The organism is Klebsiella sp. 2019SCSN059 (genome assembly GCF_021739525.1).
In the GTDB taxonomy this organism is placed as follows: domain Bacteria; phylum Pseudomonadota; class Gammaproteobacteria; order Enterobacterales; family Enterobacteriaceae; genus Klebsiella; species Klebsiella quasipneumoniae.
In genome coordinates this window covers 1-3057 of the sequence record NZ_JAKKOM010000086.1, presented here as the reverse complement: position 1 = coordinate 3057, position 3057 = coordinate 1, and the positions used below count along the sequence as shown (strand labels likewise).

Genomic DNA, 3057 nt, shown 5'->3' with positions numbered 1-3057 from the left:
AAAGCGTGCGTATTGCCTGAAAACACAACCCGCTACGGGGGAGACTTACCCGAAATCTGATTTATTCAACAAAGCCGTGTTATGCCAATCAACGCTTTCATCTTTACATGGGCGTAAGGTGCCACGAGAAGGCGTGAGAGCAAGCTGACGCGCCTGACGTTTACCATGCCAGTTCAGTCCATAACGTTCTTCTTTCTCGTCTACATTTGCGCCCAAAAGTTGCTTCAATACATCAAAATCGATGCTTCCTTCGCTAAATGCTTCAGGAAACAATGATTTAAGTTTGGTGATGTTATCAGCAGTGATATTCATTGATTGTAGTTCGGGCATTTCAGGCGAAATTTTGTTCATTGACCATTCCACGTATCTGTATCAGGTTACTGTATGATGACGTTATTTTACGGTAAATAGTTCATTTCATCAATGAACAGCGTGCTATGAATTTCTTTTTAAATCATTATGTTAATGCTTTTGTTGAATGTTTTGTCCTCATATTAGTACAATTAGCTTTTCTGCGTCTTCTAAAAATTATCAGGATGTAATAATGGCTAAACTGAACAAGAAGCAACTTTCTTTACTCAAGGAAATGCCTGCAGAACAACTAATGCAAATAATTTGTGAAATTGCTGATGATAATAGTCAGGTAAAATCATTTATTATCAATCAATATCTATTGACTCCAGAAGAACTCCTGAAGAAGGTTGAAAGCGAATATAAAAGGAAAATAAAGTCAAAACGTTTCTATGATTATTATGAGTCTGCTGGTTTCTTTGAGGTTTTATACAAGAGCGTTATATTACCTCTCGAAAAAACGGTGTCAACTCTGCCAGATAAAACAGAGGTATGTTGCCATAATTTACTGATCTCTTTTGATAAAGTCAGCGAAATCGCTGATACATCAGATGGTTCATGGATGAACTATTATAATGGTGTGGTCGAGATATGGTTAAAATCCCTAGCCCTGCAAAAAAACAAAGGCATTGATGATATAGCAGATAAAATTTTTTCCGTTCTTAGTGGTGAGGTTTATTTTAACCTTAATATCTTTGACAAGTATAAAAAGGAGCTTGGATATAATGTTATTCGTGCTTTAAGAGAAAAGCTTCTGGACGCAGGTGATGTGAATTCTGCTGTTGAGCTAAGTTTGTATATCAGGGATGTTGATTTCATCAGACAATGCTTTGATAAAATAAAATTTAACCAACCAGAATATGTCATTAAGTTTGCTGAATTGCTGATAGATGAACTGTGTGCAGGGGAAGCGATTCTTGTTCTTAATCAAATTAAAGATGATAAAACCGTTGATCATGCAGGGCTTCGTGATAAATGGGCTGAGGTGTTCGCTTTGGCTCTGATTGAAGAGGGGGAGGTTCAGCAGGCAAAAACAATTTGCCTTGATGGATTTAAGAACAGGTGTGATGTTGTTTTTTATAAAATATATAATAGAGTAGAGAAAGTTAATGACTCACTGGGTTTATTTTCTGGCATAGCAAAGAGCAAAGGTTTCCCCTTTGTTGTACTTTTTTTGTCAGCGATAGATAATTATGGAAAGCTTGATTCGGAAATAATTAATGCGAGTAAAAATGAAATTAAAGATATGATGGTTTTATTACGTGGTTCTTTTATTCGGTCCTTATCAAGTGAGCTTTACAGGCATGGTTACGCATGTTCTGCAACTCTTCTTCGTAGAGTGCTGGTAGAGGACAGTATTAGCCGCAGTCAGAGCAAGTACTACACCTACGCGGCATCTGACATGAAAAAAAGTATTGATTATAGTAAAAATATCGTATGGACTGAAAAAGTCCCTTCAACAGAAGAATATTTCAAATCGCTATTTGTCGAGCATAAAAGAAAATATGCACTCTGGGAAATGATGCTGGACAAAATTGATGGTTTAGCTATAGAGAAAGATTCAGTATCATATTCAGCATAAATTTCAATCGGTAATATTTGAAGTTTTTAGGCATAAAGTAGATATTGAAAGGCCACTAAGGGCCTTTCCTTTTATTTATTGGAAGCAAACTCAAATGGCCTGACCATACCGTTGCTGTTAGCATCAAGGAAATCAGCCCACCACTGCAACATCAGACGGCGCTGGTCAAGGTGTTTTGCTTTATGGGTATAAGCAGCCCGGACACTATTGCTTTCCTTATGGCTCATTTGAAGCTCTACAGCGTCTTCTGACCATAAACCAGACTCAATTAAGGCACTACAGGCCAGTGTGCGGAAACCGTGTCCACAGATGTCCTGCTTCGTGTTATATCCCATATTACGTAGGGCTTTGTTGATGGTGTTTTCACTCATGGGTTTAAACGAGTCATAACAGCCAGTAAAGACTAACCCATCATCATGACCTTCTTCATAAGTCAGTTGTCGGATCTCTTTGAGTATCTTCATGGCCTGCTTACAAAGGGGAACGAAGTGCTTACGCTTCATTTTAGCACCACGAGTTGAATGTTTGACGTTTTCAATCGCTTCACGCTGTTCGGGTATAACCCATAACTTACTTTTGAAATCAATTTCTGACCAGCGAGCGAAACGCAGCTCACTGGAACGAATGAAAATCATCAGATTGAGCTGTATTGCCAGTATGGTTAACCTGCGGCCTTTGTATTCGGCAATTTTTTTCAGTAGCAGTGGTATTTCTTCCAGCTCCAGTGCAGGGCGGTGTTCAGTCTGTGGTTTCTGAACTGCACCTTCCATATCATAGGCAGGGTTATGGCGTATCAGTTTTTGCTGTACGGCATGACGGAGGATCGCCGTAATATATTGTTGAATGCGCATGGCAACTTCAAGATAGCCAAGTGCCTCAACCTTTTTCACTGGAACCAGCAGATCACCCGTATCCAGTTCGGCAACATCTTTATCGCCAATTGTCGGGAAGACATAGGTTTCAAGGCGCTTCCATACGGAATCACCATAATCTTTAGACCATTTTGTTTTCGTGGAGAACCAAGCTTTAGCGACTACGCTGAAAGAGCGGCTTTGTTGAATAAATCAGATTTCGGGTAAGTCTCCCCCGTAGCGGGTTGTGTTTTCAGGCAATACGCACGCTTT

At 39.4% G+C, this 3057-nt stretch carries 1 protein-coding gene and 2 pseudogenes; 1 reads left to right on the top strand and 2 read right to left on the bottom strand.

Going from position 1 to position 3057, the window contains the following annotated elements:
• Nucleotides 1-75 precede the first annotated feature (75 nt).
• A pseudogene (locus L2I46_RS28825) lies at nucleotides 76-351 on the bottom strand (site-specific DNA-methyltransferase); the annotation flags it as partial.
• A 193-nt stretch (nucleotides 352-544) separates the two neighbouring features.
• On the opposite strand from L2I46_RS28825, the gene L2I46_RS28820 reads away from it, so the two are divergent.
• Entirely contained in the window at nucleotides 545-1933 is a 1389-nt protein-coding gene (locus L2I46_RS28820; RefSeq protein ID WP_032443422.1) for a DUF6880 family protein, read from the top strand.
• Nucleotides 1934-2004: 71 nt separating this feature from the next.
• On the opposite strand, the pseudogene L2I46_RS28815 reads toward L2I46_RS28820, so the two are convergent.
• Nucleotides 2005-2985 (bottom strand): annotated as a pseudogene (locus L2I46_RS28815) (tyrosine-type recombinase/integrase); the annotation flags it as partial.
• Nucleotides 2986-3057: the final 72 nt, after the last annotated feature.